Source organism: Microbispora sp. H10949 (genome assembly GCF_014161435.1).
Classification (GTDB): domain Bacteria; phylum Actinomycetota; class Actinomycetes; order Streptosporangiales; family Streptosporangiaceae; genus Microbispora; species Microbispora triticiradicis.
In genome coordinates this window covers 610,032-636,986 of the sequence record NZ_JABBWZ010000006.1, presented here as the reverse complement: position 1 = coordinate 636,986, position 26,955 = coordinate 610,032, and the positions used below count along the sequence as shown (strand labels likewise).

The window sequence follows — 26,955 nt, the reverse complement described above, 5'->3', positions numbered from 1 at the left end:
TGTTAAGCACGCCGCCAGCGTTCGTCCTGAGCCAGGATCAAACTCTCCAAACAATGTCTGAAAAGTGTCACCCCTGGCCGGCACCCCCCGGCTAAGGAAAGGCACCGTCAAAGGAATCCGCCACCAATCAACGGTGACGGGGTCATGCATGATTCATGCACTGGCTTTTAGCACACTGTTGAGTTCTCAAGAAACGGACGCGACCACCATCACCCAGAACCTTTGAATCAGGTCCCACGCTCCGGGGCGTTTTCCGTTGTGCCTTTATTCTGTCCGGTCTCGTTATTCGTGTCAAATCGAGGTGATTTGCACTGAATTCCGATTTCCGGCCGAGAATTCCGGCCACCCCGTCTCCGGGGCAACCCCTCGAACTTACCTGATCCGCGACACTCCGTCGAACCGCGACGAGGTGACCCGAGATCGGGTGAGAGGAAGGGAGTGCAGAGAGCCTAACAGCCGGATCCCCTTCGGGTATTCCGACTCGCCGACTCCCTGCGCGTGCACAAAGACTAGCACCCGTCAGGGTATGCCGAGCACAACTTGCGCAACTTCACAGTCCTGCCCTGCCGCTGACACTCCCAAACCTCATCTGACGCAGCTATCCCTGCAGCGCGGCGAGCTGGGCCTCCAGGCGGGAGATGTCCTCCGCCGCCTGCTCGGCACGCCGGCGCACCTTGGCCACCACGTCCTCGGGCGCCTTCGCCATGAACTGCTCGTTGCCCAGCTTCGCGGTGACCTGGGCCTGTTCCTTGCGTGCCACGGCGAGGTCCTTCTCCAGACGCTTGCGCTCCGCGGCGACGTCGATGGCTCCGGCCGTGTCGATCTCCACGAGGACCGTGCCGACCGTGAGGCGCGCGGTGGGGGTGAACGTCTCCGACGGTTCGTCGAGGCGCAGCAGGACGCGGACCGCGCCCTCGTGGGCGGCGAGAGCCGTACCCGGCAAGGAGAGCCGCGCGGCCACGCGCTGGCCGGGCTTCAGGCCCTGGTCGGAGCGGAATCTGCGCACCTCGGTCACGAGGTTCTGCAACGCGACGATCTCCTGCTCGGCCGCGGGGTCGAGCAACTCGGGCGTGACGGCGGGCCAGGGGGCGACCACGATGGACTCTCCCCCGGTCAGGGCGCGCCACAGCTCCTCCGTCACGAAGGGCACCAGCGGGTGGAGCAGCCGGAGCAGCGCGTCGAGGACATGGCCGAGCACCCGCTTGGTGTTCTCGGCCACGACCCCGCCCTCGGCGAACTGCACCTTGGCCAGCTCGACGTACCAGTCGAAGACCTCGTCCCACGCGAAGTGGTAGAGGGCGTCGGAGACCTTGGCGAACTCGAAGTCCTCGAAGGCCGCGTCGATGGTCGTGACGACCTGCTGCAGCCGCGACAGGATCCAGCGGTCGGCCGGGGTGAGGTCGCCGGGCACGCCCTCGGAGACGGCGCCGTTCATCAGGGCGAAGCGGGTGGCGTTCCAGATCTTGTTGCAGAAGTTGCGCGATCCGGCCGCCCAGTCCTCGCTGATCGCCACATCGGAGCCGGGGTTCGCGCCGCGCAGCAGGGTGAAGCGCGTGGCGTCCGCGCCGTACCGCTCGATCCAGTCGAGCGGGTCGACCACGTTGCCAAACGACTTCGACATCTTCTTGCCGAACTGGTCGCGCACCATGCCGTGCAGCGCCACCGTGCGGAACGGCGGCCGTCCGTCCATCGCGTACAGCCCGAACATCATCATCCGGGCGACCCAGAAGAAGAGGATGTCGTAGCCGGTGACGAGCACGGTCGTCGGATAGAAGCGGGCCAGCTCGGGTGTCTCGTCGGGCCAGCCGAGCGTGGAGAACGGCCACAGGCCGGAGGAGAACCACGTGTCCAGGACGTCCTGGTCCTGTTCGTAACCGGCGGGCGGCTCCTCGTCCGGTCCCACGCAGACCATGTCGCCGTCGGGGCCGTACCAGACCGGGATGCGGTGCCCCCACCACAGCTGCCGGGAGATGCACCAGTCGTGCATGTCGTCGACCCAGTCGAAGTAGCGCTTGGCCAGCTCCGGCGGGTGGATGCGGGTGCGGCCGTCGCGCACCGCGTCGCCGGCGGCCTTGGCCAGCGGCGTGACGTTGACGAACCACTGCAGCGACAGCCGCGGCTCGACCACGGTCTTGCATCGGGAGCAGTGGCCCACCGAGTGGACGTACGGCCGCTTCTCGGCCACGATCCGGCCCTGCTCGCGCAGGGCGGCGACCACGGCGGGCCGCGCCTCGAACCGGTCGAGGCCCTGGAACGGCCCGTGGGCGGTGATGACGCCGCGCTCGTCCATGACGACGAGCGACTCCAGCGAGTGGCGGCGGCCGATCTCGAAGTCGTTCGGGTCGTGGGCGGGGGTGACCTTGACCGCACCGGTGCCGAAGGAGGGGTCCACGTGCTCGTCGGCGACGATCGGGATGCGCCGGCCGGTCAGCGGGACCTCGACGTGCCTGCCGATGAGATGCGCGTAGCGCTCGTCGGCGGGGTGGACGGCCACCGCGGTGTCGCCCAGCATGGTCTCCGCCCGGGTGGTGGCGACGACGATCTCCTCGTCACCCGAGCCGTACCGGATGGAGACGAGCTCGCCGTCGTCGTCGCTGTGCTCCACCTCGATGTCCGAGAGCGCGGTGAGGCAGCGCGGGCACCAGTTGATGATCCGCTCGGCGCGGTAGATGAGCCCGTCGTCGAAAAGCTTCTTGAAGATCGTCTGGACGGCGCGGGAGAGCCCCTCGTCCATCGTGAACCGCTCGCGGGACCAGTCGACGCCGTCGCCGAGTTTCGTCATCTGGCCGAGGATCCGCCCGCCGGACTCCTCCTTCCACTGCCAGACGCGCTCGACGAACGCCTCACGGCCGAAGTCGTGGCGGGACAGGCCCTCTTTGGCGATCTCTCGCTCCACGACGTTCTGCGTCGCGATGCCGGCGTGGTCCATGCCGGGAAGCCACAGCGTCTCCATGCCCCGCATGCGGGCCCGCCGGGTCAGCGCGTCCTGGACCGAGTGGTCGAGCGCGTGACCCACGTGCAGCGACCCGGTGACGTTCGGCGGGGGAAGCACGATGGTGTACGGCTCGCGCCCACTGCCGGGGTCGGCGGTGAAGTAGCCCGCCGATACCCAGCGCTCGTAGCTCCGGGTCTCGACTTCGGCGGGGGCGTACTGGGTGGGCAGCTCAGACGTAGTCACGCTGCCCAATTCTAGGGAGGTCCGGACGCCTCCCGCGCCGTCGCCGCACACCCTGTGGACAATGGCCGGCGACGGCCGGGATCAGGCCGACTTCTCCCGCGGCGTACGCTGCTGCTTGGCCTGCAGCTGGTCACGCGGCACGAGGGTGGGGTTCACGTGCTCCAGCACTGCCTCGCGGGTGATGACGACGCGTGCCACGTCCTGTCGGGAGGGGACCTCGTACATCACCGACTGGAGGACCTCCTCCATGATCGCCCGCAGGCCGCGGGCGCCGGTGCCGCGCAGGATGGCCTGGTCGGCGATCGCCTCCAGCGCGTCGTCGGTGAACTCGAGCTCGACGTTGTCCAGCTCCAACAGGCGCCGGTACTGCTTGACGAGCGCGTTCCGCGGCGCGGTGAGGATCTGGATCAGCGCGCTCCGGTCGAGGTTGTGCACCGACGTGATCACGGGCAGCCGCCCGACGAACTCGGGGATCATGCCGAACTTGAGCAGGTCCTCCGGCATGACGTCGGAGAAGATGTCCGAGGAGTCCATCTCCTCCTTGGAGTGGATGATCGCGTTGAAGCCGATGCCCTTCCGGCCGACCCGCGACTCGATGATCTTCTCCAGCCCGGCGAAGGCGCCGCCGCAGATGAACAGCACGTTCGTGGTGTCGATCTGGATGAACTCCTGGTGGGGATGCTTGCGGCCGCCCTGCGGCGGCACGCTGGCGGTGGTCCCTTCCAAAATCTTCAGCAGGGCCTGCTGCACACCCTCGCCCGACACGTCCCGGGTGATGGACGGGTTCTCGCTCTTGCGGGCTATCTTGTCGACCTCGTCGATGTAGATGATCCCGGTCTCGGCCTTCTTGACGTCGTAGTCGGCGGCCTGGATGAGCTTGAGGAGGATGTTCTCCACGTCCTCGCCGACGTAGCCCGCCTCGGTCAGCGCGGTGGCGTCCGCGATCGCGAACGGCACGTTGAGCATCTTGGCGAGGGTCTGCGCCAGCAGGGTCTTGCCCGACCCGGTGGGACCGAGCAGCAGAATGTTCGACTTGGCCAGCTCCAGGCCGTCGTCGCGGCCCCGCTCCCCGGACTGGACGCGCTTGTAGTGGTTGTAGACCGCGACCGACAGCGCCTTCTTGGCCTTGTCCTGGCCGATGACGTACGCGTCGAGGAACTCGTAGATCTCACGCGGCTTCGGGAGGTTGTCCCACTTGAGCTCGGAGGACTCGGAGAGCTCCTCCTCGATGATCTCGTTGCAGAGATCGATGCACTCATCGCAGATGTAGACGCCTGGTCCGGCGATGAGCTTCTTGACCTGCTTCTGGCTCTTGCCGCAGAACGAGCACTTCAGCAGGTCTCCCCCGTCGCCGATGCGTGCCACCCCAGATACTCCTTTGCGTGGGACCGCCCCTGCCGCCGCGGTCGCTTCCGTCCGCAACCGATTGTGATCCGGTGCGAAAACGTCATCCCGCTCAGGTTTCGACGTTACCGTCTCTCGGGCCCTCAGTGAGCCCCCTAGCGGTGAGTCGCACCGGAACGTGCCCAATTGGGCACTGTTCCGGTGCGGCAACTCCCTCAGGAAGCGGCGACCGCCGCCGCGCGCTTCTTCCGCGACGGAATGATGTCGTCCACCAGACCGTACGCCTTCGCCTCCTCGGCGCTGAGGATCTTGTCGCGCTCGATGTCCCTGCGGACCTCGTCGGGCGACTTACCCGAGTGCTTCGCCACGAGGTCCTCGAGCAGCGACCTCATGCGCAGGATCTCACGAGCCTGGATCTCGATGTCGCTGCCCTGACCGCCGCCCTCGGTGTAGGGCTGGTGGATCAGGACACGGGCGTTCGGCAGCGCGAACCGCTTGCCCGGCGTGCCGCCGGCCAGCAGGATCGCGGCGGCCGAGGCCGCCTGCCCCAGGCAGACCGTCTGGATCTCGGGCCGGACGAACTGCATGGTGTCGTAGATCGCCGTCATCGCGGTGAACGAACCGCCGGGCGAGTTGATGTACATGCTGATGTCGCGGTCCGGGTCCAGCGACTCCAGCGTGAGCAGCTGCGCCATCACGTCGTTCGCCGAAGCGTCGTCGATCTGGACCCCGAGGAAGATGATGCGGTCCTCGAACAGCTTGTTGTAGGGGTTCATCTCCTTGACGCCGTACGACGTGCGCTCGACGAAGGAGGGAAGAACGTAGCGGCCGTTGATGTCACCCGGCCGGATCAGCTCACTCATCTCGGAAGCTCCAGTCACGAGACGGCGCCCTCGGAGGGCACCTGGCGGGCGCTGCGCACCACGTGGTCGATGAAGCCGTAGTCCTTGGCCTCCTCGGCCGTGAACCAGCGGTCCCGGTCGGAGTCGCGCTCGATCTGGTCGAGCGGCTGGCCGGTGTGAGAGGCGATCCGCTCCGCGAGCGTCTTCTTCACATAGAGCATCTGCTCGGCCTGGATCGCGATGTCGGCCGCGGTGCCCCCGATGCCGCCCGAGGGCTGGTGCATCATGATGCGGGCGTGCGGGAGGGCGTACCGCTTGCCGCGGGCGCCCGCGCAGAGCAGGAACTGCCCCATGGAGGCGGCCAGTCCCATCGCGACGGTGCACACGTCGTTCGGCACATACTCCATCATGTCGTAAATCGCCATGCCCGCGGTCACGGAACCGCCGGGGGAGTTGATGTACATCCAGATGTCGCGGTTGGGGTCATCGGCGGCGAGGAGCAGGAGCTCAGCGCACAGCCGGTTGGCCACCTCGTCGTTCACCTGGGTGCCGAGCACCACGATGCGCTCGCGCAGCAGGCGCTGGTAGAGCTGGTCCTCGAGGCGAGAGGGGCCACCCTCCGGGCTCCGGGCCTCGAAGCCGGAACCACCGGTCGGGAAGAAGGTCGGCGGGCTGGTCACAGCGTCACCTTCCGATGCGTCGTAAACGATTGGCTTTGCTTGTGACCTTAACGCGCGGCGCAGACAGCTCATGCCCTCGCGCCGTACTGTTCGCTGACGGCGCATGCCCCGCCCCCGATCCGCGGGCGGCCGAGCCCTGCCCGTCCCCCGCCCGCGTTCCGCGCGCTCGCCGCGCCTGACAGCGCGGCGACGGGCGTGCCGCGCCGCCGGGGCTCCCGGTCGTACGGCCGATCGGCGGCACGCCGACGCGGAAATATCTAGCGGGATTTGCCGCGAATATAGCCGGAAACCCTCGTCGCACCCGCAGGTACGGCGAGGGTTTCGTCGTTGTCCCGGCCGTGTGGCCGACGGCACGCCCCGGCCGGTGTGGCCGGAGGAACTCAGCCTTCCCTGGCCTCGGCGGCGGCCGGAGCGTCGGCGGGCTGGTCGCCCTCCTGCGCCTCCTCCACGCCCACGGCCTCCTGCTCGGGGTTGAGCTCGGCGTAGATGGCCTTGAGGTCCACCTCGTTGCCGGCGGTGTCGGTCACCTTGGCCGCGTCCCCGATGAGGGTCTTGGCCTTCTCCCGCACGATCTCCATCATCGCCAGCGGAAGCTGGTTGTTGTCGGCGAGGTGCTGGGCCAGCGTGTTCGGCGCGACGCCCATCTGCATGGCGCGGCGGACCACGAAGTCGGTGAGCTCCTGCTCGCTGACGCCGATGTCCTCAGCCTTGACGATCTTGTCGAGCACGAAGCCGGACTTGAGGGCCTTGGCGGCGTTCGCCTCGTACTCGGCGAACAGCTCCTCCTCGGTGGTCTGCTGGAGACGGAGGTACGCCTCGCGGCTCAGACCGCTCTCCGAGATCTGGTGCTCCAGATTGTGCTTGCGCGCGTCGATCTCGGCGGTGAGCGCGCTCTCGGGCAGCGGGATCTCGATCCTGTCGAGCAGCGCCTCAAGGGCCTTCTCGCGGCTCTGCACGACCTGGTCGACGAGCTTGTTGCGGCGGGCCTGCTCGCGGATGCTGTCCTTCAGCTCGTCGAGGGTGTCGAACTCGCTGGCGAGCTGCGCGAACTCGTCGTCCAGCTCGGGCAGCACCTTCTCCTTCACCGACTTGACCGTGATGATCACGTCGGCCTCCTCGCCGGCGTTCTCACCGCCGACCAGCGTGGTGCGGAAGGTCTTGTCCTCGCCGGCCGCCATGCCCTGAAGCGCGTCGTCCAGGCCCTGGAGCACCGAGCCGGCGCCGACCTCGTACGACACGTCGGCGGCCTGCTGCTCGTCCAGGTTGCGGCCGTCGATCTCGGCACGCAGGTCCATCACGACGTAGTCGCCGTTCTGCGCCGGGCGGTCCACCCCGGTCAGAGTGGCGAAGCGCTGGCGCAGGCCGTCCAGCTGGGCGTCGACGTCCTCGTCGCTCACCTCGGCCGCGTCGACCACGATCTCGGCGCCCTCGTAGCCGGGGACGTCGAAGGCGGGACGGACGTCCACCTCGGCGGTGAACTCGACCTGCTCACCGTCCTCGATCTTGGTGACCTCGATCTCCGGCTGGCTCACCGGGAAGACCTCGGTCTCGTCGACGGCCTGGCCGTACAGCTTGGGCAGCGCGTCGTTCAGGGTCTCCTCGAGAACCACCGCGCGGCCGAAGCGCTGCTCGATGATCCGGGCCGGCACCTTGCCAGGACGGAAGCCGGGCACGCGCACCTGCTGCGCGACCTTCTTGTAGGCGGCCTGCAGGCTCGGCTCGAGCTCCTTGAACGGCACCTCGACGGTGAGCTTGACCCGGGTAGGGCTGAGCTCCTCGACAGCGGTCTTCACGGGGTGATCTCCTTGGTCCATCATCTGGTGGTCGCGGGCACGTCGTGCACGGCAACCGCGGCACAATAACGCGCGCCGCGCCCACGTGAGGGGCGCAGGGACCGCCCTCTCCGCCGGCACGCGACCTGTCCGGGCATGCTCGACTGTGGCGGGTGTCCAACGCCAAGGGCAGTCTAGAGCAGATGAGGGCCTGGAGCGACTGCTCAGAGCTCGGTCATGATCTGCCGCAGCAGGTCCACCGTCTCGGCGGGGGTCGTGCTGACCGCGCAGAGACGCTCCATGACCTCGGTGTAACGGTCGACTTCTTCCCGTTTATCCAGGTAGAGAGCGCTTGCGAGCTGCTCGACGTACACGACGTCGGGCAGGTCCTGGTCGGAGAACCGCAGGATGCTGAACGCGCCGCCCTCCGCGGCGTGTCCGCCGTAACTGAACGGAATCACCTGGATCGTGATGTTGGGCTGGTTCATCAGGTCGATGAGGTGCTGAACCTGGCCCCGCATGACCTCGCCGCCGCCGATCGGACGGCGCAGCGCGGCCTCGTCGATCACCGCCCAGAACGTCGGCGCGTTGCCGCCGTCGAGGATGCGCTGACGTTCCAGCCGCAGATCCACCCGCCGGGCGATCTCCTCGGGCGCCGCCCCCACCGCACCCGCCGTGATCACGGCACGCGCGTACTCCTTGGTCTGCAGCAGCCCGGGGACGAACTGCACCTCATAGGTGCGGATGCGCTCGGCCGCCTCCTCCAGGCCCACGTACGCCTGGAACCAGGAGGGCAGCAGGTCGTTGAACCGGTGCCACCAGCCGGGCTCGTTGGCCTGGTCCACCAGGTTCATGACGACGTCGCGCGTCTCGTCGTCCTCCACGCCGTACAGCACGAGAAGGTCGGCGACGTCACGCTCCTTGAAGCCGACCCGGCCCAGCTCCATCCGGCTGATCTTCGACTCGGAGGCCCGGATGCACCGGCCGGCCTCGTCGCGGCTGATTCCCTTGCTCTCACGGAGCTTGCGGAGCTGAGAGCCGAGCAGGATGCGCAGAGCCGTCGGACCCGATCCAGCCTGGATCTGTATCACGGCGCCTCCCTCTCACCTCGGCTCAGTGTGCCGCCAAGGGACGACCCGCACGACACCCCCAGCCCACACAGTGTCACCACTACAGGCCCCGATGACAAGGTCTGATCTACGTGTCTCTGAGGGTGGCAACGTTAGGCGTGTGCGTTTGCACGTGACGGCTGCACGTGCATTTGGGTCTTGCAGCAGTGGGAGAGGGTGTTCCATCATGTCTAGGTGCATATTGGGCCAAATATGCACCAGCCCTCGACTCAGGCCAGCGGGAGGTACGGGCAACCATGTCGGACGAGCCCAAATCCGTCGGCCAGCTGACCCGCGACGTGGGATTCGGCTGGTTCCGGAGGGCGGTGTGCGCGTCCGATACGGCGATGTGCCCCCTTGCCCCACAGGCCGATTCGGTCAAGACCGCGCGTGACGTCACGAGGACGACCCTGCAGCGGTGGGGGCTGCCGGAGCTGAGCGACGACGCGGCGCTGGTCGTCAGCGAACTGGTCACGAACGCTGTTCGTTACGCGCTGTATCCGGCGCGGCGGACCACCGGCCACCCGATAACGCTGACGCTTCTCCGCCTCGCGCCCCACGTCCTGCTCGCCGTCTCCGACCCGAGCGACGAGGCTCCCGCTCCCGCACAGCCCGACTTCGTCTCCGAGCACGGCCGCGGCCTCTACATAGTGGAGACCTACAGCCAGGCCTGGGGCTGGGACGCCCTCGACGACGGCGGCAAGGCCGTCTGGGCCCTCTTCCGCGCCGGCGACTGAGTTCGTTCCTCTGCGAGGAGGCGTGCCAGTGGCACGAGTACTGGTGATAGGTCTCGATCCCGCGAAGCTCGAAGGCTGGGACCCGGAGCCGATCCAGGCCGCGCTGGCACGCGGACGGGCCCGTTTCGACGACCACGGCGTCGAGGCCGACTGGTGCCTGGTGGCACTCGACGAGGACACCGAAGCGTTGATCGTGGAGGCGCTGCGCCGCGACGACTACGCCGTCGTGGTGATCGGGGGCGGCATCCGCAGCCACGAGCCGCTGCTCGGGCTCTTCGAGAAACTGATCAACCTGGTACGGCTGCACGTGCCCGGCGCCGCCATCGCCTTCAACACCAGCCCCGAGGACTGCCTCGACGCGGCGCTGCGGTGGCTGCCCCAGAACCCCGGCGGCGTCGAGCAGCTCTGACAAAACAAAGATATAGGCGGAGGGAAAACCGCACCGGCCGCCGTTTGTGACGCCGCCGGAAGGAAAACAAGCCCCCAGAGAAATGGCCCGCCCGGCATTCTCGCCGCGAATCACTCGATTCCGGGAATGTCAGGAATTCGGGACATGGCGCCTTTCATGGGGGAGAAAATGGTCAAGTGTCCTAATGCGGTCGGATTCCTGGCGATCGTCTCCGCACTGGCCGGTGGGGCCGCGCCTGGGGGCACTCCCGCCGTCGCCGCCTCCACCGTGATCGCCCCCGGCGCCGACCATCCCCACGGACACGGTCACGGCCGGGCGCACGAGCGTGATGGGCAGCATGACGGACGACGGCAGTGGGAGCACGGACGGCAGCGCCAGCACCAGGAGTTGCTCCGCGACGTCACGCTCGCCGTCACACCGGCGCAGAAGGGCGGGACGGAATCGCGCGCCCTGCCGTACAACTGGCAGAACTCGGACGCGACCGCGAATTCCTTTGTAGACCACTACAGCCTGTCGGACGTCGTGAACCGGCCGGACGAGAATTCGGCCGCACCGGCCGGCGACCTCACGGACCAGACGATTCAGAAATCGGACCCCCTGGCCACGTCGCCCACGCCGCGGGATGACGCCACCAGTGCGGCGATGCTGGATTATCTGCGGGATCTGGCCGCGAGAAAGCAGTTCACGGGCTCGGCTCTGGTGGTGCGGCGCGGAGAGGTGCTGGCGCGTTTCGCCGCCGGCGAGGCCGACGAGGAACGGCACGTTCCTAATCGGCCGGACACGGTCTACCGGGTTATGTCGATCACCAAGCAGTTCACCTCGATGCTCGTACTGAAGCTGCGCGACCGCGGGCTGCTCAGGCTGGACGACCGGGTCTGCCCGTATCTCGTCCCGGCATACATCGAGGCCTGCCCGACAGCGTGGCGGCCCATCACGATCCGCGAGGCTCTCAACCACACCACGGGCATTCCCAACATCGAGAAGCTGCCCGGCTACCTTGCCGACATCACGCGACCGACCACGACCCGGCGACTCATCCAGCAGATCGTGGACCTCCCGCTGGACTTCAAGCCCGGCACCAGCTGGAAGTACAGCAACTCCGGCTACGTCCTGGCCGGCGCGATCATCCAGGCGGTGACGCACGAGCCCTACGGCGTCGTACTGCACAAGCTGATCACCGGCCCCCTGAACCTCCGGCACACCGGTTACAGCAGGGGATATCCGCCCGACGGGTACGCGAAGGGTTACTACACGCTCGGATCACCCGCCCCGCTCCTCAACGGCTCCGAACTGTTCGCCGCGACCGGCATCTACTCCACCATCGACGACATCGCCCGCTGGGACCGGGCGTTCGGCTCGTACCGGGTCGCTCCGCCGACCACCGTCAGGCAGGCGTTCACGCCACAGGCGCCGTGCCCCTCCACCGGCTGCCTCAACCTGCCGTCGAGCGCGTACGCCTTCGGCTGGCTCGTCGACCGGCTCCAGGGGCACCGGCTCCGGTACCATCCGGGTCTCTTCCAGGGCTACACGGCGAGCAACATGTACCTGCCCGACGACGACATCGAGGTGGTCGTGCTCAGCAACGTCCAGAACATCGACACCGCCGGCATCGCCCGGCACCTCGCCACGATGGCCCTCGACAGCCCCTGGTGACCGTTGTGATGGAAGCGGCCGAATGAACACCCCGGCTCCGACGGCCGGACGGCGCACGGTACTGAACCGGCGCAGTCTCCACCTGGCCTATGCCACAGCCGGTTACAACCTGCTTGAAGGCGTGGTGGCCATCGCCGCCGGCGGCGCGGCCTCGTCCGCGGCCCTGCTGGGCTTCGGCCTGGACTCCATCGTCGAGGTCTTCTCGGCGTCCGTGGTCATCTGGCAGTTTCGCTCCCGCGTCCCCGAGGCCCGTGAGCACCTGGCCCTGCGACTGATCGCGGTCTCCTTCTTCGCGCTCGCCGCCTGGGTGAGCGTCGACGCGGTCCGTTCGCTGTCCGGCGCCGGCGAAGCCGGGAGGTCTCCGGTCGGCATCGCCCTCGCGGCAGTCTCAGTGGTGGTGATGCCGTTGCTGGTGGCGGCCAAGCGCCGGACCGGCCGGGAACTCGGCTCGGCCACCGTCGTCGCCGACTCGACACAGACCATGCTCTGCACCTACCTGTCGGCGGTCCTGCTGGTCGGCCTGGTGCTCAACGCCATGTTCGGCTGGTCGTGGGCGGACCCGGTCGCCGCCCTGGTCATCGCCGCCGTCGCCACCCGAGAGGGCTTCAAGGCGTGGTACGAACCCGGCTCTTACTCCTGGCGATCATCCTGGGGTCGGAGTGCCCCGGCCGGAGGCTCTTGCTTTTTTTCTCGCTGTTCGATGACGGCCAGGGCAAGCGCGCCAAGCATCAGGCCGATGCCGACCAGGGCGAAAACGATGGGCCGTCCAGGGGCGTATCTTCCGGCGCTACCCGCGGCTTGGCACCCGCCGACGAGAAGCGCGAGTGAACCCAGTATCAGAAAAACTCGGGGGCCAAACATGGTGAGCGACTGTAAGCCATGACGGCGGTAGGCCACCAGGCGGAAGCGGAGCGACCGGCGCTGATACGAAGCACCCGAAGTACCACGGAGCAGTCGGGCCGCCTGCCGGCCTCAAGGAGCTGATGGCCCGCATGGGCCACTCGTCCACTAGGGCGTGTATCGCCGCCGATCTGGGCCAGGCGGAGGCTGATCGACGGCATACGGTGGCGGACGCGGACCGGGACACCGTGGCGGGATGTGCCGGAGCGGTACGGGCCCTGGGGTCGGGTGTACGACCTGTTTGAACCCGTACTGAAGAAGATCCGCGTGCGTCGCCTGGGGCTGGGCAGAGCGCGCACCACGCCGAACCGAGTACGCGCCGACAAGGCGTACGCCTCCCGCAAGAACCGCTCCTACCTGCGCAGACGCGGCATCCAGTGCACCATCCCGGACAAAGCCGACCAGGCCCGCAACCGAAGGAAACTTGGCTCCCGCGGTGGCCGTCCACCGAAGTTCGACCCGGAGGACTACAAGGCTCGGAACGCAGTCGAGTGCGGCATCAATCGCCTCAAGAGACACCGCGCCGTGGCCACGAGGTACGACAAACTCGCGGTCAGATACGAGGCAACCGTCCTGGTAGCGGCCTTCAACGAGTGGCTGTGACCAGTACATTCGACGCCATGCCCTCTCCGAGGCGGCGAGCAGCTGATAAACAGCTCGCCCAAGCCTGAGCGCTACGGCATCTGACGGGGGATACCTGTCACGCCGACGATGTCAGGAAGACGTCAGGCAGAAGGGGTGGCCAGCCGGATCCAGCAATACCCGCCAGCGTCCGTCGCCGGGCTGATGGTCCGGTTTGGCCGCGCCGAGTTCCAGCGCCAGCTCTTCCATCGCATCGAGGTCATCAGCGCGGAAATCCAGGTGGAACTGTTGTGGCACGTCCTGACCCGGCCACTGCGGAGCCCGGTATCCGTCAACCCGCTGGAATCCCAGATCACAGCCGGAGCCGTTCGTCAGAGCGACGAACTCGCTCGTACCGAAGAGCTCGCGCATCCCGGTCAGCGCACCGTAGAAGCCCGCCAGCGTCTGCGGGTCGGCACAGTCCAGAGTCACCCCTCGCAGTACAGCGCCTGGCACCATTCGCTCCTTCGTGTCCACGCGTCTGTCTCCGTGAGCCGCCGCTGCACGCGATCACCGGCCTACAGCCACACCGTACTCGCCACATCCACCGCTGAGGTAGCGGTTTATCCCTGCCTCAGAGCAACGGGCGGCTGTGACCGGCGCTTTCGATACACGCCCTAGGGCCGCACTGATCTACCTGCACGCCACGCAGGACCGTGATCAGGCGATCGCCGAAGCGCTCGGGCAGGCGTTCAAGACGGCGGCCGAAACCAAGATCGAAGCATGAAATGGCACGTGTGGCACGGAAGATCGAAAACAGCATCGTGAGATCACGAAGGCCAGGCTCCCCGGGCGGGGTGACCTGGCCTTTCGTGGTGAGAGCGGACGACGGGAATCGAACCCGCGTAGCCAGTTTGGAAGAGTTCGGCTCGTGGGCCGCTGACTTGCTCAAGCACTGGTCAGAGTCGATTTCGTTCTGGCCGGCAGTCCCCGTGGCTCCCCGCTCAGGACCGCCCTCAGTGGCACGCCTGTGGCACGGGCACCTTCATCTGAAGGTCCCCGAACGATGTCCAGGACCGTTCAGAGCCCTTCGCCGTGCTGCCCGTCGGGACTCCGGCCGTTCAGATCCGTCCGGCTCGGTTCATGATCGTCCGTTCGAGTGGCTCCCAGAGTGGCTCCCAAGCCAGAAGGTGATCGAAGCAGTCGTGCGGGGCGAGGCTAACTGACTTGAGCTTGTCACGTCTGAGCGGCCGGATTCTCCCTGTGCTGGGCCTCTTTAGACGATGTGGGGTCAGGTTCGGGAATGCGCCATACGATTTTGACCTGCTCATCAAGGGGGAGCGAGGGGTCACCAATGTAGACACGGTGGATGAGGTAGAGGATGGCCAGCCGGAAGGCCTCCAGCTCGATGTCGTCTACCGTCGTTACTGTCGCCCGGCTCAGCTTGTTCACCTGGCGGACGATGCCCGGGTCGGATTCGAGAGGTCCGAGCTCGGCGATGATCTCCGGTTCGAGCTCGCCGTCCTCGCGCATGGCCAAGATCGAGCGCTGCACCAGATCGGGCTCAGCTTCGATCCGATCGAGAATGCGGGCGAGGACGTAACCGTGGATTACGTCTGCGTCGATGTTGGCATGTTCCTCGGGCCCCTCACCTGTGCAGCTCGGACACCCCTCGCACTCGACAGGTCCGCCGAGGTCGTCCTCCGGCCCTTCGTCAGCTTGCTGAGTAGAGATGAAACAGGAGATCACCCACATGATCTCGGATCGGCTCAACCCCAGGTCTTCGGCGTCCCATAGGTCGGGGTCGATGGGTCCGCGGCCGCTTTCACCCTCGGGTATCGGAAGCTCGGAGCGCATTAAGGACTCCAGGCTGACGAGAACCGGTTCCCAGTCTTGGGTGCTGAGCAGCAGCGTCGCCACCGCGTCCCCCGGGCGTTTCCAGAAAATGAGGTCCTCGTCGTCGCCATTAACGAAATGCAGAACGTGGTCCGTAGGGTCGAATTCGACTCCAGACATCTCACCCAGATGGGTAAGGACTGCCTGTCGGCCTCGGTAGCGTCCGACATAACGGCGGGCTTGGGCGACGAAGGAATCTATGGTGGTGTCGTCCAGTACCGCGTTTGGGCTAACACCGATGAAGCGTGGCGGGCTGAGGGGGCCGAACCGGCGGAGCTGTTGGGTGCCGTTCGCCCAATGCAGTCTCTTGGTGTCCGGGTCGTACACTACGCAGTAGACGGGGATGTTCCCATTCGCCCAGGTGTCGACGTGCTGGCCGATAGGAACCGCGTAGCCGTTGCCTCGCCGCCACTTGTCCCCACCCTTGACCTGGACCTTGATCGTGTCGCTTGTGACATCCCCGTTGTCGGTGAAGGTGACGTAGAAGTCTTCACCGAAGTCGTTCTGTCCAGATATCTCTTGAACGATGTGATCGTGATCTTCGAGCAGGGTGCGCAGCGCGTTCACGGCAGCCTGTCCTACGCGCCGCCCTTTCGAGATCTTCGGCATACCACCCTCCTGTAGGTTCCTCGTCGGGTTGGGGCAGATCCGGTCCAGCGTTGCCCTCAATCACCCTGCTCACGACTATGGCATTGGACCTCGAAGGTGAGGGACGTCGGAGCCTGGACTGTCAGCTTGGGAATCGCAGTCGGCATGGCACGTCAGCGGGCTGGCCTGGGCCGGGAGTCGGTCATGATTTTGTGCGGTGTCGAGACAGATTATGACCTGCTGCTGAGCGGACGCGGAAACGATGGAAATTGAAGATCATCCCGCGAATATCCCGCGACGGGCTGGCCAACCCATGCGCATCCGCGCACGCCTTCGGCTGCCTGATCATCCCGTCGCCGTCGTCCCACCCGTCAGGGAAGCGGGCCGGGGCCACGGGGTCAAGGTGGAGCGCCCTACTGGACGAACGACCTTGGCCCCGTGGCCCCGGTCTGCTCGGCTTGTCCCGGGCGATGGCGTCGGGGTGATCAGGCTTCCACCCCAGCCCTCTACGGCCCTCGGTGATGTGCGGGCGACCATCCCGGAACCGGAGGCCCCCGCCGGAGGCACGAGGACAGGACCCTTGTGGGGCGGGGGTTGGCAACGCAACGGCGGGTGAGCCATCGCGGGACGGCGGGGGCGGCGCTGCTCGGCGAGTGCGTCGGGTATGGCGCGGTTGGCGTACGGCGGGCGGCCCGAGCCGCCGCCGGCCGGGACCGGCCCCCAGGCCGCACGCCCGGCCGGCGAGCGGGCGACGGGCCGCCGTGCGGCGGCGCGGCGTGCCGCCGCCTTGATTGCTATGAGGGCAATTCGGCAGATCTAGTGCGTCTCATCATTGCCTTTGGTATACGTACCTCATGGACGAACCAAAGGCGAGAAGAACCCCACGCAGAGAGAGCTTCGGAGACAGTCGCGAGTGGCTCGCATGGTCTGGAGAGATGGGCGACTTGCAACGCATTGGACGAATCATTGAGGATTTATACGAGAAACGACAAAATGCGATAGCATCAGAAGTTCGCCGACAAGAATATGACGAAAGAAGAGAAGAAGGGGGGTCGAATCAAAACACGATCGGCGAATTCACAGTACATGCAGTTCACTCTACGGTAAACTACATCGCCCCCCCTGCAGTCGACGATATTTTCGAATATCCCTTCCTAGGGCTTATCATCGCTTCCAAGCGGAAAATCTGGGGGGACATGGACGATATTCTCACCGAAGTAGATCGGCGTAGCGTCAAGAAGCTTATATTCGTTGGCGCAATGCACCCGGGCGATAGGGTTGTGGTTACATTCAGTCGAGAGGATGCTTTCGCAGTCAAGCTAGAAGTAGCATCCACTGACGTTGGTTGGGCACATCAGGCGTTCGCGCGCCTGATGGACGAAATTGAAAAAGGGGTACCGCGATGGGAATTCATTCTACATCGCGGATTCGGATACATATGGCCTCGCGCACTGGCGACACTACTACTAGCTGCAGCCGTCACAGCCGCTTTCTATGACAAGCTTAAGGCCACCACGAATGGCCTAAGTTTCATTTTCTTTGCGTCATTCCTAGTTTTTATTTTCACATCTTCATCAGATTGGTTCACTAGGTGGCTATTCCCCAAGTTCGAAATACTCGGGGAGGGGGCGCCGTCCACTGCTACCCGTAGGCTGGGCCTGATATTTGGCATCGCTGTGTCGATCCCGATAGGGATCATGGTCAACTGGATCTCTTGAGGCTAGAGACACAGCTCCCCTAAGGCCAATTGCCATGGGAATGCAGCGGCATGCTCGCTTCCCTCTCCGGGATCGTGCGGTTCAAACTGATTGGAACCCAGCAGGACACGGATGCCTTCGGCTCTTAGCTGGACGACGTTGCGGCGGAATGGCTCGCGAGCTGCGAGGGCGCTGTTTACGAAGGGGAGGACGACGACGGGGATGCCGAGGCCGGGGGCTTCGGCGAGGAGGCCGAGGGCGTAGGTGTCGGCGATGCCTTGGGCGAATTTGTTGATGGTGTTGTAGGTCGCGGGGGCGACGATGATGGCGTCTGCCCTTGGGGGCTTGGGGTCGCCGGGTTTGCGGTATTGGCTGCGGATGGGGCGGCCGGTCTGCTTCTCCAGGGCCGGGACGTCGATGAAGTCGAGCGCGTTCGGGGTGGCGACGATTTGGACGGTCCACCCGTCGTCCTGGGCCATGGTGACGAGCTTGCCGACGTCGCCGGCGGGTCCTGCGGCGCAGACGATGATGTACAGGACCTTGCCGGTGTCGGTCACGCGGTGACTCCCAGGGATTCGGCGTACTCTCGCGCTTCGCGGCGGATGCTGATGGGCGCGGTGGCGAGGATGTCGCGAACCAGCCTATGAGTGGAGGGGCGACTGGTGATTTCCTCAGGGGCGATGTCTCCGGCGGCCCGCAAGATGTAGAGGGCGCGGTCGTGCTTGCCCCAGGCGAGGAACGCGCGAGAGGTGTCCAAAAGGACGGTCGCTTTGCGCTCGTTGATGGGCAGGGCGTTGATGTCGATCCTGCGAGCGTTCTCGATCGCGCTTCCGGCATCGCCAAGGGAGAGGGCGATGTTCACCCGGTGGCACAAGACGTTGTTCGGACCGAAAGCGGTCCACATGTGGTTGCCGTCGTAGCCGAGTCGCCGGCCTGCGTCCTCGGCCTCGTCCAGGAGTTCGGCGGCGGTGTGCCGGTTGCTGTGCTGGGCGGCGGCGACGGCCCCGCGTAGGAGGAGAGTGCCGTAGACCGATAGGTCGTTCGGGGACGGCTGGGAGAGTGCGGCGTTCAGGCGTTGGGCGGCGCTGCTCGCCATGCCGGTCGCTGCTCGGTGGTGGCCGCCGTCCATCAGGGCGTGGGTGATGATGCGGGCGCTTGAGCCCATCATCAGCGGGCTCTCGCTGGCCTGGGCGGCGTGGACGCTGCGGTCGGCGGCAAGCCAGGCGAGGCCCTTGTCCTCCTGCTTGAGCAGGATGGAGGCGGCCACGTGGTGCGCCTCGGCGGACAGGGCGTGCGCCTTGAGTCGGGCGTCCCCGTCGAGCGTGGCGCACGCGAGGCGCAGAGAGCGGATCAGCGTGGGAAGCATGGCCGCGACCTCGGAGTATCGGCACGCCTGGTAGCTCCGCTTCGCTCTGGCGACAGCGGTGGCAAGTTGCGACAGCTCCGGGAGCTGGGGGCCGGCGACCGGGTATTCGGTGAGGGCTGCGGCGAGATCGTCGGCGCCTGCGGCTTCCTCGTCGCGGGTGAGGGGCTGGGCTACTACGGCACTGAACAGGGCGGCCCCCGCGAGGCCGACGAAGTCACGACGTCGCACTTCGGTCTCGTCCTCTCCGTGTCGGACGAGATCAACGGTAGGCGGCGGACCTGCTGGGCGGGCATCCTGCCGTGGGATGGCTGCGGCGGCCAGGTCGCGAGGAGCGAGGCCGAGAGCCATACGGGCCTGGTCAGGCATGTGCAGGCCGTCGGCGATGCGCTCGAACACCTCCAGGGCGGTGACCTGCTGGCTTCCGCTCATGATGGCGCTGACCTTGCCCTGGCTATAGCCGGTCAGGCTGCCGATGGCGGTCTGGCTCAAGCCGCCGTACTGGCGGACCAGGCGGAAGACTGCGCCGATGTCGCGGGCCTTGAGCGCGGTGAGCATGTCGGGGCGGTGCCATAGCGAGGCGGGGACCTCGTACGGCTCGGCCATGCGTGGCGGCATCCGCGGGCTTTCCCTTCGCACCGGGCGGGCAACGGAAAGTGCCTCCCACTGCTACGCGGTCGCGACCTATCCCGTCAAGGGATGCCACGCGGGGATGGGCTGGGAGAACGAGAATTCCGACCCTTGATCCCATGGTTACGGAGATGGACAGATGCAAAGCCTGCCGGGGGAAGGGCTGGCGGTTCGTTCGGAAGTCCTCGGCCGATGCCCGGCTTCGGCTTGACGGTGTGGCCGTGGAGTTGGTGGCGGTCGAGTGCTTCGACTGTGCGGGTACCGGCGTGCCGGCGGCGGCGTGATGGGTGCCGATCAGCTCGTGTACGGTCGGCGGCCCCCGGTGGTCACCGCTGCCCACACTGCGGAGCGGCTGCGTGTGGAGCTGGAGCAGTACGGCGTGGCGGCCGACGTGCACGAGGGGTACGGGCTGGCGCTGGTGTCGGTCTGGGTCGAGCTGGTCGTCTGGACCGATGGCCGTTGGTTCCGCTGGCGCTCGGGCCGTACCTCGACCAGCGGGCGGCCGGTCTACGCCTTCGCCCCAGCCTCGGACGTCGTCACCGCCGCGCGCCGGGTGGCGCATCGGTACAGGCAACTCCGCCACGTCCACCCGTGCCCGCCGTACCTCGCTGGCGAGGGCTTGTGAACGATCTGGACGAGCCGAACCGCCTGCATAGTGCACATGTCCCCATCCGGCGGGGGAACTTCCGGGAACTGGAGTGGTGGGAGCCGTCGCCGGCGCATCGCGTCCGGGTGCTGGCCTGGACGTGCGACTGTCAGGCCCGGTTCTACGAACTGTGCCAGTCGGGCGGTGTCGCCTTCATCCGGCGCACGGTGCAGAACGAGGACGCCCCTGAGATCAGCGAGACCCATCGGTGGCGGGTGGGGCAGGGCTGGGAGACCTGGTCGGCGTTGCTGACTGGTCAGGTCCGATAGACGGGCGCGGCGGCGTGGTCGACTCCATCAAGGCGCGGGTGTCCTGCGCCGTCGCGCTCAAGGGGTAGGAGTTCATGTCGGCGGAAGCCCTTCGCAAGCATCGCATGCACTGCTAGCCTGCTTGGCTAGACAGGCATGTTGAATGTGGGGCTCTGATGTCATTTGAATACACCCCTCCCAAATACGCGCAACTGATCGCCGAACTGGAACGGCGCATCGAGTCCGGCGAGTATCCGCCCGGCTCTCCCCTACCGAGCGAACATCAGCTCATGGCCGAGTTCGGCATGGCACGGCCGACCGTGGTCAAGGCCCTGGGCGTGCTGCGCGATCACGGCTGGATCGTCACCCATCAAGGCAAGGGCCGGTTCGTCCGGGGACGCCCGGCCATCGCCTCCACTCAGCAGGTGCGCACGGGGCGTGAACTCCTCGACCGCAAAGAGGTCCAGGTCTCCAGCCGACTCCTCGCAGCGGGGCCGGCCGAAGCACCCAACCGCATCGCCTCCTATCTCGGCATCACACCGAAGTCGCCGGTCGTGCTCCGAAAGACCCTCGTCACCCGTGACGACGAGGCGTCCGAGGTCTCCTCGACCTGGGTCCCGGCCGACGTGGCCGAAGGCACGGCCCTGACGGACTCCGCCGATCTCAAGCAGGGCGTACGGCGCTACGTGGAAGCCGCGGCTGGCGTCGAGCTGGACCACATCGTCGAGCACGTGACCGCCCGCAACCCCACACCGGAGGAGCGAGACCTCCTCGGCGTCAAGGCCTCGGCCGCGCTGCTGGCCGTCTATGCCGTCGCCTGCGACGCCACCGGTAAGCCCTGGATCGTGGTGGAGACGGTCCTCCCCGGCGACCGCCACGAGCTCGAAGACGCCTACCCCATCCGGTAATCCAACTTTCCTCCGTGAACCCGCTTGGTCTACTTGACTAGCCAAGCGGGTTTCGCGTTTCATGGGGAGGTAGCTTGGTCAGTCAAGCTGACCGACAGGACAAGATGAGGAGGTGGTGCCACATGGCTCTACAGGGACCCATTCCGATCAGCTTCGGCCAGATCTTCCCGTACGGCTGCTATGCGGTAGGTGAGGTCGAGCCGGTCAAGGACTTCGAGGCGTCGAGCAACGGCCGGTTCGTCCAGGCGCGGGACAAGCAGACGGGCGAACTCGTCTGGCAGATCCCCGTGATGGACGCCGACCCGTCGCTGAAGGCGGCGCAGAAGACCGTGGCCGTCAAGATCCTCGCTCCGGTTCAGCCGGTGCCCCCGGCCCCGGTTGCGGGCCTGCCGTTCACGCCGGTCGAGTTCGACGGGCTGACCGTGACCCCGTACGTCAACGGGTCCGGACGGCTCGCCTACTCGATTCGGGCTCGGGAGATGCGCGCTCCTCGCGCTCAGGCCAAGGCGGCCGGCAACGGCAAGGAGGTGGCGGCGTGACCGGGCGGCCGTATACGCACCTGTCGATGTCGATCGACCCGGGCGAGCGTCCCCATATCGGGATCTCGTTCTACGCCTCGATCACTCGGGCGCGGGCTTGGGTGCTGGAGTCCGGGCGGCCGTACCTGGTTCTGGAGTCCGACGAGGCGGACGTGACGGTCTCGACCACCGGGGCCGGGCCGGTCACCGCCGAGGACCTGGACATCGCGCGGCAGATCTTCAACGCCGCCGCGCGGTATCTGGCCGACTGCGAACGCATCCACGCCGAACACGCCCAGGCCAGCGACTCGGCGGCCTGACATGCAAGCGGGGCCGCAGGAAGCGGCAACTTCCGGCGGCCCCTCAACTCTCCCTGACTGCGAAATCACGAGAGGACACGAAGTCTAATGTTCCGAAAACTACCTGGCGACGAGGCACGCAACCTCGTCTCCACCACACCGGACACCGCCGTGGTCTTCCGCCCAGCCGTCGTCCGAACCCCCGCCATCGTCACCATCTTGATCTGGCTGTCGCGGCTCGTCGCGGGCTTGGTCCGCCTGGTCGTGCGGCATCCGGTCGCGGTGGCCGTGCCGGTCGGCCTCGGGGTCATCTGGACCCTGTACGGCTGGGGCCTGGCCCTGGTGATGGCCGGGTTCCTGCCCTCGGCCGGACTGTCGTGGGCGCTGCTGGATCGGGCCTCGTTCCTGCGGCTGGTCGGCTGGCGGCTGCTTGCCTTCGCCCGCTGGTTCTGGGTCTACCGGCGGCACTGGCAACCGGTCATGATCATCTCCGGTCTTGGCCGGCACATCCGGGGACGTGACTACCTGCCCCGTCTGGTGCGGGTGGAGTGTGACGGCTGGGCCGACCGCGTCACGGTGAAGATGCTCAACGGCCAAGCGGTCAAGGACTGGGCCGACCGCATCGGGCACCTGGCCCACGGCTTCGGCGCTGCATCCTGCCGGGTGGCCGTCGCTCGGGCCGGGCGGCTCGTGCTCACCTTCCCACGGCATGATCCCCTGGCCGCCCCGTTGCCTGCCGTTCCGACTCCTGAGGTCGCCTCGGTGGGGCCGATCGAGATCGGACGGTGTGAGGACGGCACGCCGTACCGGCTCAATGTCCATGGCACACACGTTCTGATCGCGGGCGCGACCGGGGCCGGTAAGGGCTCGTATCTGTGGGGGACGATCCGCGGGCTTCTCCCGGCGATGCGGGCGGGCCTGGTGCAGGTCTGGGCGCTCGACCCCAAGCGGATGGAACTGTCCTTCGGACGCGCCCTGTTCGGCTCCCGGTACGCGGCCGATCCGAAGGAGTGTGCCGACCTACTCGATGAGGCCGTGAGCGTGATGCAGGAGCGGGCCGATCGCTTCGCCGGCCTCCAGCGCTCCCACACCCCGACCCTGGCGGACCCGTTCGTCCTGGTGCTCGTGGACGAGGTGGCGTTCCTGACCGCCTACCAATCCGACAAGCAGCTTCGCCAGCGCATCACGGCGGCCCTTGCCACGCTCACCACGCAAGGGCGCGCGGTCGGTGTCGGGGTCATGGCCGCGCTCCAGGACCCGCGCAAGGAGGTCATGAACATCCGCAACCTATTCCCCGACAAGATCGCGCTGCGGCTCGATGAGTCCGAGCAGGTGGACATGGTCCTCGGCGACGGAGCACGCGACCGGGGCGCACTGGCCGACCACATCTCACCGGTTCCTGAGCTGGGCGCGGGCGTCGGATACGTCCGGCTCGAAACCAGTCCTGATCCGGTGCGGGTGCGGGCCGCGTATGTCTCCGACGCTGACATTCGCGCGATGGTCGCCGAGTTCGCGGGGGTGGGCCGATGATGCGCCTGGCCCACGTCCTCGACGGGCTGCGCTGCTCCGGCTGCGGCGCGCTCGACGTGCTGTGGCTCGACTCCCTGCGGGGCCTGGTCGAGTGCCACGAGTGCGGCCAGAAAGCCGCCGTCCTGGTCGATGGGGCCGACTCCCTCGGAGGTGACTGGTGATCAACCCGCACGACCGCTCCACGCCTCGTGCCGTCCGGATGGCTCAACCGCTGGCACGGGACGTGGTCGAGGAGATCGCCAAGCACTACGGCGTGTGCATCCGGCCGGTGCCGCTGCGGCGTCAGGACATCCTCACCGATCAGGTTGAGGTCATCGACGTTCCCTGCGGGGCGACGTTGGAGAGCAAGTGCCCGCCATGCGCGAAGCGGAATCGCCAGTTGCGGCGGGCGCAGTGCCGGGAGGGCTGGCACCTGGAAGCCGAGCCAGCCAACCTGCCCGACAATGCCGATGAGTATCAGCGCCACCTCGTGGAGCTGCGGGCCGACGCCCAGGCGTGGCGGGATGAGGTGGAAAAGGCCGGTGGGGACACCACCGACCTGGACGCCGCGATCGTGGAGCTGGACGAGGAGATCAACCGGGCGGGCATGCGCGGCAACGTCCTCGGCCGCACCTCCGGCAAGCGCACGCGGTCCACCAAACGGCGGCAGGACGCCCCGGACCTGCCCAAGCGGCAGATGACCAAGACCACGCTCGGCCGGACCTTCACCGGCTCGGACGGCAAGACCTACCGGCCCTCGATGTTCGTCACGCTCACCCTGCCCTCCTACGGGCGGGTACTGGAGGGTGCTCCCCTCGACCCGGACCGGTACGACTACGCCCGCGCGGCCCGCGACGCACTGCACTTCTCCAAGCTCGTCGACCGCTTCGTACAGAACCTCCGCCGGGTCGCCGGATACGACGTGCAGTACTTCGCCACCGTCGAACCTCAGAAACGGCTCGCCCCACACCTGCACATGGCCATCCGCGGCACCCTCCCGAGGGCAGAGCTGCGGCAGATCATCGCCGCGACCTACCACCAGGTGTGGTGGCCCTCAACCGACGAAGTCCGTTTCGAGGGTGACCACCTGCCGGTGTGGGAGGACGGGGCCGGCTACCTCGACCCGGCCACGGGGGAAGTCCTGCCGACCTGGGACCAGGCCCTCGACACTCTCGACGCCGACGAGGACGCCGAGCCCCTGCACGTGCTCCGCTTCGGCGACCAGCTCGACATTCAGAGCGTGCTCGCCGGAACACCGGACGCCGACCAGCTCATCCAATACCTGTCCAAGTACCTGACCAAGTCACTCGGCGATGCCCTCGGCACCGACGACCCACGCCGCAAGGCACACGCCGAACGACTCCTCGACACCCTGCGGTTCGAGCCGTGCTCGCCGACCTGCCCGAACTGGCTGCGGTACGGGGTGCAGCCCAAGGGCGCCAAACCGGGGATGGCTCCGGGCCGGTGCAAGGGCAAGGCGCACAAGCCCGACCACCTCGGCTACGCGGGCCGCCGCGTCCTCGTCTCCCGCAAGTGGTCCAACAAGACCCTCACCGAGCACAAACAGGACCGGCGTACCTGGGTCCTCGAAGCGCTCGGCGTCGAAGACGAACCGGTCGACCCCCACCGCTACATCTGGCGACCCGTCAAGCCCGGTGATCCCGACCTGGCCCCCATCGGCGTACGGCTGCTCCGCTCGGTCCACGAACGCCAGCGCTGGCGCAACCACATGAACCAGCTCCAAGCGCTCGGAGACGGACCGGATCTTTCGGCAATCGAAGGGAGGGCAGCGTGAACACAACGGATCTCGGGCGGCTTCTGACGATCGCCGAGGCGGCCGAGAGGCTCAACACCTCGGAGCGGTTCCCGCGTCGGCTGATCGAAGAGCGGCGCATCGCCTTCGTACGGCTCGGGCGGCACGTTCGCATCCCGGAGACAGAGCTGGAAGCCTTCATCGCGGCGGGCCTGGTCGAGCCGGTGACCCTTCTCCGGCGTAGGAGGGCCGCGTGATGGCTCAGAAGTCCTCCAAGCGGCGTTTCGGGGCGGTCCGCAAGCTTCCCTCGGGCCGCTATCAAGCGCGCTACAGAGGGCCGAACGGCGTCATGTACCCGGCCCCCACGACGTTCGCCACGGAACGCGAAGCTGATCGCTGGCTGGCGCTCAAGGAAGCCGAGATCCATCGCGGCGAGTGGTCGAGCCCGGACGCCGGGATGGTCCCCTTCGAGGTCTACGCGAAGCAGTGGGTAGACGATCGCGTTCTCAAGCCTCGGACAGAGGACCTGTACCGCTCGCTGCTCAAGAATCACCTCGTGCCGTTTTTCGGCAACCGCCGCCTGGCCGACATTCGGGAGGCGGACGTACGGCGGTGGCGCAAGGAACGTCTCCGCGTGGTCGGGCAATCGACGGTGGCCAAGGCGTACACGCTGCTCAAGGCCATCATGAGCACGGCGGTTGACGATGAGGAGATCCGGCGGAACCCCTGCCGGATCAGAGGGGCCGGCACTCCGGACACTCCGGAGCGCGAGGTGATCCCCCTTACCAAGGTGGTCGAGATCCTCGACGCGATTCCGGAGAGGTACCGGGCACTGGTGCTCCTGGCGACCTTCACGACCCTGCGATGGGGCGAACTCGCCGGCCTTCGCCGTACACATCTCGACCTGGAGGCGGGCGTGGTCCGGGTCGTGGGAGCGCTGGCCGAACTCGACGGCGGCAAGCTGCTCGACGACACACCCAAGTCGCGCGCCGGTCGTCGGGTTGTCGCCATTCCTCATGAACTCCTCCCCCAGCTTCGGGAGCATGTCGAGCGCTACTCGGACAAGGCGGCGGACGGCTGGGTCTTCATCGGCCCCAAGGGCGCTCGTCTCCGGCGCTCCAGCTTCCGCCGGACCTGGAACAAGACCCGTACGGCGGTCGGCCTTCCCGATCTCCACTTTCACGACCTACGGCACGTCGGGAACACGCTGGCGGCTGCCAACGGTGCCAGCCTCAAGGAGCTGATGGCGCGCATGGGTCACTCGTCCACTCGGGCCGCGCTGATCTACCTGCACGCCACGCAGGACCGTGATCAGGCGATCGCCAAAGCGTTCAGGCAGGCGTTGAAGACGGCGGCCGAAACCAAGATCGAGGCATGAAATGGCACGTGTGGCACGGAAGATCGAAAACAGCATCGTGAGATCACGAAGGCCAGGCTCCCCGGGCGGGGTGACCTGGCCCTTCGTGGTGAGAGCGGACGACGGGAATCGAACCCGCGTAGCCAGTTTGGAAGACTGGGGCTCTACCATTGAGCTACGTCCGCGCGCGCCCGGTGTCCATCTGGTCTAGACTTCATCCGGTCGTCAGGGCGTAAGCGTACCGGAGTCTCGGAGCGCTCGCGCAACCGGCGGGACGGGGCGTGGCGCAGCTTGGTAGCGCGCTTGCTTTGGGAGCAAGAAGTCGCAGGTTCAAATCCTGTCGCCCCGACCAGCACCA

Annotated in this window: 27 protein-coding genes, 2 tRNA genes and 1 pseudogene; 19 read left to right on the top strand and 11 right to left on the bottom strand. The window is 66.9% G+C overall.

The features are described 5' to 3' along the window. Window positions 1-598 precede the first annotated feature (598 nt). The 6 genes from HHX40_RS19435 to HHX40_RS19410 all read right to left on the bottom strand — a co-directional run bounded on the left by HHX40_RS19435 (window position 599) and on the right by HHX40_RS19410 (window position 8,907). Window positions 599-3,187 (bottom strand): valine--tRNA ligase, encoded by a 2,589-nt coding sequence (locus HHX40_RS19435; RefSeq protein ID WP_182881683.1) that lies wholly within the window; start codon window positions 3,185-3,187, stop codon window positions 599-601. 72 nt (window positions 3,188-3,259) lie between these two features. Then, window positions 3,260-4,543: an ATP-dependent Clp protease ATP-binding subunit ClpX gene (gene clpX, locus HHX40_RS19430; RefSeq protein WP_117410257.1), complete on the bottom strand. Its 1,284-nt coding sequence runs from the start codon at window positions 4,541-4,543 to the stop codon at window positions 3,260-3,262. Window positions 4,544-4,737: 194 nt separating this feature from the next. Further along, on the bottom strand, window positions 4,738-5,385 hold the full coding sequence (locus HHX40_RS19425) for an ATP-dependent Clp protease proteolytic subunit (RefSeq protein WP_117410256.1): 648 nt from the start codon (window positions 5,383-5,385) through the stop codon (window positions 4,738-4,740). 14 nt (window positions 5,386-5,399) lie between these two features. Further along, window positions 5,400-6,044: a ClpP family protease gene (locus HHX40_RS19420; RefSeq protein WP_150935093.1), complete on the bottom strand. Its 645-nt coding sequence runs from the start codon at window positions 6,042-6,044 to the stop codon at window positions 5,400-5,402. Window positions 6,045-6,424: 380 nt separating this feature from the next. Then, window positions 6,425-7,837 (bottom strand): trigger factor, encoded by a 1,413-nt coding sequence (gene tig / locus HHX40_RS19415; protein ID WP_117409708.1) that lies wholly within the window; start codon window positions 7,835-7,837, stop codon window positions 6,425-6,427. Between the two features lie 203 nt (window positions 7,838-8,040). After that, a complete protein-coding gene (locus tag HHX40_RS19410) occupies window positions 8,041-8,907 on the bottom strand; it encodes a helix-turn-helix domain-containing protein (RefSeq protein WP_117409709.1) in 867 nt (288 codons plus the stop codon). 275 nt (window positions 8,908-9,182) lie between these two features. Between HHX40_RS19410 and HHX40_RS19405 the strand changes: the two genes are divergently transcribed. The 6 genes and pseudogenes from HHX40_RS19405 (at window position 9,183) to HHX40_RS19385 (ending at window position 13,227) form a co-directional block, all read left to right on the top strand. Next, window positions 9,183-9,662, top strand: a complete 480-nt coding sequence (locus HHX40_RS19405; RefSeq protein WP_182881682.1) for an ATP-binding protein — start codon at window positions 9,183-9,185, stop codon at window positions 9,660-9,662. A gap of 28 nt (window positions 9,663-9,690) precedes the next feature. Beyond that, window positions 9,691-10,071, top strand: coding sequence for a hypothetical protein (locus HHX40_RS19400; protein WP_310738187.1), 381 nt, complete (start codon window positions 9,691-9,693; stop codon window positions 10,069-10,071). Between the two features lie 156 nt (window positions 10,072-10,227). Next, on the top strand, window positions 10,228-11,724 hold the full coding sequence (locus HHX40_RS19395; protein WP_182881680.1) for a serine hydrolase domain-containing protein: 1,497 nt from the start codon (window positions 10,228-10,230) through the stop codon (window positions 11,722-11,724). Window positions 11,725-11,746: 22 nt separating this feature from the next. After that, complete coding sequence (locus HHX40_RS19390; RefSeq protein ID WP_220499261.1) at window positions 11,747-12,607, top strand: cation transporter; 861 nt, start codon at window positions 11,747-11,749, stop codon at window positions 12,605-12,607. A 140-nt stretch (window positions 12,608-12,747) separates the two neighbouring features. Continuing rightward, window positions 12,748-12,858, top strand: a pseudogene (locus HHX40_RS36840) (transposase); the annotation flags it as partial. Beyond that, window positions 12,853-13,227, top strand: coding sequence for a transposase (locus HHX40_RS19385; RefSeq protein ID WP_220499260.1), 375 nt, complete (start codon window positions 12,853-12,855; stop codon window positions 13,225-13,227). The pseudogene HHX40_RS36840 and the gene HHX40_RS19385, both read left to right, overlap by 6 nt. Before the next feature lie 111 nt (window positions 13,228-13,338). Here the strand turns inward: HHX40_RS19385 and HHX40_RS19380 are convergent, their stop codons facing one another. After that, window positions 13,339-13,722, bottom strand: coding sequence for a VOC family protein (locus HHX40_RS19380; protein ID WP_310738186.1), 384 nt, complete (start codon window positions 13,720-13,722; stop codon window positions 13,339-13,341). Window positions 13,723-13,837: 115 nt separating this feature from the next. Here HHX40_RS19380 and HHX40_RS36835 point away from each other — a divergent pair, with 115 nt between their 5' ends. Beyond that, window positions 13,838-13,972, top strand: a complete 135-nt coding sequence (locus HHX40_RS36835; protein ID WP_182881730.1) for an integrase — start codon at window positions 13,838-13,840, stop codon at window positions 13,970-13,972. A 449-nt stretch (window positions 13,973-14,421) separates the two neighbouring features. Here HHX40_RS36835 and HHX40_RS19370 read toward each other — a convergent pair whose 3' ends face one another. Beyond that, entirely contained in the window at window positions 14,422-15,690 is a 1,269-nt protein-coding gene (locus HHX40_RS19370; protein WP_182881679.1) for a DUF4365 domain-containing protein, read from the bottom strand. Between the two features lie 833 nt (window positions 15,691-16,523). Between HHX40_RS19370 and HHX40_RS19365 the strand changes: the two genes are divergently transcribed. After that, on the top strand, window positions 16,524-17,387 hold the full coding sequence (locus HHX40_RS19365) for a hypothetical protein (RefSeq protein ID WP_182881678.1): 864 nt from the start codon (window positions 16,524-16,526) through the stop codon (window positions 17,385-17,387). 2 nt (window positions 17,388-17,389) lie between these two features. Here the strand turns inward: HHX40_RS19365 and HHX40_RS19360 are convergent, their stop codons facing one another. After that, window positions 17,390-17,923: a flavoprotein gene (locus tag HHX40_RS19360; protein ID WP_182881677.1), complete on the bottom strand. Its 534-nt coding sequence runs from the start codon at window positions 17,921-17,923 to the stop codon at window positions 17,390-17,392. Continuing rightward, a complete protein-coding gene (locus HHX40_RS19355) occupies window positions 17,920-19,335 on the bottom strand; it encodes a helix-turn-helix domain-containing protein (protein ID WP_259403707.1) in 1,416 nt (471 codons plus the stop codon). The genes HHX40_RS19360 and HHX40_RS19355 overlap by 4 nt, the downstream gene beginning before the upstream one ends. A 307-nt stretch (window positions 19,336-19,642) precedes the next feature. On the opposite strand from HHX40_RS19355, the gene HHX40_RS19350 reads away from it, so the two are divergent. From HHX40_RS19350 to HHX40_RS19305, 10 genes are all read left to right on the top strand, one after another. Beyond that, entirely contained in the window at window positions 19,643-19,984 is a 342-nt protein-coding gene (locus HHX40_RS19350; RefSeq protein ID WP_182881675.1) for a hypothetical protein, read from the top strand. Beyond that, the gene (locus HHX40_RS19345; RefSeq protein ID WP_182881674.1) at window positions 19,981-20,274 is read left to right on the top strand and encodes a hypothetical protein; all 294 of its coding nucleotides are present in this window, start codon (window positions 19,981-19,983) and stop codon (window positions 20,272-20,274) included. Before HHX40_RS19350 ends, HHX40_RS19345 begins: the two co-directional genes overlap by 4 nt. Before the next feature lie 155 nt (window positions 20,275-20,429). Further along, complete coding sequence (locus HHX40_RS19340) at window positions 20,430-21,161, top strand: GntR family transcriptional regulator (protein ID WP_182881673.1); 732 nt, start codon at window positions 20,430-20,432, stop codon at window positions 21,159-21,161. 122 nt (window positions 21,162-21,283) lie between these two features. Continuing rightward, window positions 21,284-21,700: a plasmid replication, integration and excision activator gene (locus tag HHX40_RS19335; protein ID WP_182881672.1), complete on the top strand. Its 417-nt coding sequence runs from the start codon at window positions 21,284-21,286 to the stop codon at window positions 21,698-21,700. Then, window positions 21,697-21,999, top strand: coding sequence for a hypothetical protein (locus tag HHX40_RS19330; RefSeq protein WP_182881671.1), 303 nt, complete (start codon window positions 21,697-21,699; stop codon window positions 21,997-21,999). The genes HHX40_RS19335 and HHX40_RS19330 overlap by 4 nt, the downstream gene beginning before the upstream one ends. 87 nt (window positions 22,000-22,086) lie before the next feature. Next, window positions 22,087-23,508 (top strand): FtsK/SpoIIIE domain-containing protein, encoded by a 1,422-nt coding sequence (locus tag HHX40_RS19325; protein ID WP_182881670.1) that lies wholly within the window; start codon window positions 22,087-22,089, stop codon window positions 23,506-23,508. Further along, the gene (locus HHX40_RS19320) at window positions 23,505-23,669 is read left to right on the top strand and encodes a hypothetical protein (RefSeq protein WP_182881669.1); all 165 of its coding nucleotides are present in this window, start codon (window positions 23,505-23,507) and stop codon (window positions 23,667-23,669) included. Before HHX40_RS19325 ends, HHX40_RS19320 begins: the two co-directional genes overlap by 4 nt. A 38-nt stretch (window positions 23,670-23,707) precedes the next feature. After that, window positions 23,708-25,282 (top strand): helitron helicase-like domain-containing protein, encoded by a 1,575-nt coding sequence (locus HHX40_RS19315; protein ID WP_220499334.1) that lies wholly within the window; start codon window positions 23,708-23,710, stop codon window positions 25,280-25,282. Next, window positions 25,279-25,497: an excisionase family DNA-binding protein gene (locus HHX40_RS19310; RefSeq protein WP_182881667.1), complete on the top strand. Its 219-nt coding sequence runs from the start codon at window positions 25,279-25,281 to the stop codon at window positions 25,495-25,497. Before HHX40_RS19315 ends, HHX40_RS19310 begins: the two co-directional genes overlap by 4 nt. Next, the gene (locus tag HHX40_RS19305) at window positions 25,497-26,618 is read left to right on the top strand and encodes a tyrosine-type recombinase/integrase (RefSeq protein ID WP_182881728.1); all 1,122 of its coding nucleotides are present in this window, start codon (window positions 25,497-25,499) and stop codon (window positions 26,616-26,618) included. Before HHX40_RS19310 ends, HHX40_RS19305 begins: the two co-directional genes overlap by 1 nt. A gap of 93 nt (window positions 26,619-26,711) precedes the next feature. Here the strand turns inward: HHX40_RS19305 and HHX40_RS19300 are convergent. Then, window positions 26,712-26,782: transfer RNA gene (locus HHX40_RS19300), tRNA-Gly, on the bottom strand. Between the two features lie 90 nt (window positions 26,783-26,872). On the opposite strand from HHX40_RS19300, the gene HHX40_RS19295 reads away from it, so the two are divergent. Further along, window positions 26,873-26,949 (top strand) — tRNA-Pro (locus tag HHX40_RS19295). Window positions 26,950-26,955 lie beyond the last annotated feature (6 nt).